1 pseudogene is annotated in these 930 nt (G+C 65.4%); it reads right to left on the reverse strand.

The window, feature by feature from the left end:
• A pseudogene (gene istA, locus ASU23_RS12015) lies at positions 1 to 930 on the reverse strand (IS21-like element IS1415 family transposase); the annotation flags it as partial.

A 930-nucleotide genomic window follows, 5' to 3' on the forward strand; every position in this document is an offset into this window, starting at 1 on the left:
TGGCACCCTGGCCCAACTGTAGGAAGGCGAGCTCGGCGGCGGTACGAGGCTTGGGCACCCGGTCGGCGGCGTCGCGGTCTGGGCGGGGTGGGTAGTGGTCGTTGTCGAGGACCGGTGAACCGGGTTGGCCGCGGCGGTGCCGCGCGACTTCGACTGCACCGCCATCATTGTCGACGGCGGTCACGATCAGCTCCTCACCATGGAAGCGGGCCCAGACCCGAGTGTCGATCAACGTGTGCGGCACCGAATACCGCACCCCTTCCACCGAGATCGTCGACTCCCAGTTCACCCGCCGGGTAGTGCCGAACACCGCGGTGAACGGAGATTTCGGCAGCGGATGCAGCCGCTGCAACTCTTCGGCCAGCCGCTCGACCGGCCGCCGCCGAGTAGAGCTGTGGACGCGGGTGTTGACGTCGGTGCAGAACTGCCGGCAAGCCGACTCGAGCTCACCGAAAGAGTGATACTGCTCGCGCAGGTTCACCTCCTTCGGCAACAGGTCGGCTTTGGCGATCCGCACCGTCGCCTCACTTCCTCCCTTCGACTCCGGATCAGCAGGTAAACACGTCCGCAGCGTCGTGCCGTAATGCCGTGCCACCTCCACGATCTCCGGATTGCGGACCGCGATCCCGGCCACGTGATCGATCGTCGCGGTCTTCTCGTTGTCGGTGAGGACATAGACCGGAACCCCGCCCAAGCGGCGGAATGTCGCATCCAAACACGCCGCCACCGTCGGCAATGTCTTGTCCCAGATCGGGATCACCACCCGAAATCGCGACCACGCCAACCATGCGCAGAACAACGTCGTCTTCCGGCCGGAAATCGTTGGCCCGTCACCGAAGTCGTACTGTAACCACAGCCCAGGTTCGGTTACCCACGGCCGATACACTCGCCGCCGACCAGCCCGAAACTGGGCCTTCGCCTCCGCGACCG

The organism is Rhodococcus sp. KB6 (genome assembly GCF_001445685.1).
GTDB lineage: Bacteria > Actinomycetota > Actinomycetes > Mycobacteriales > Mycobacteriaceae > Rhodococcus_F > Rhodococcus_F qingshengii.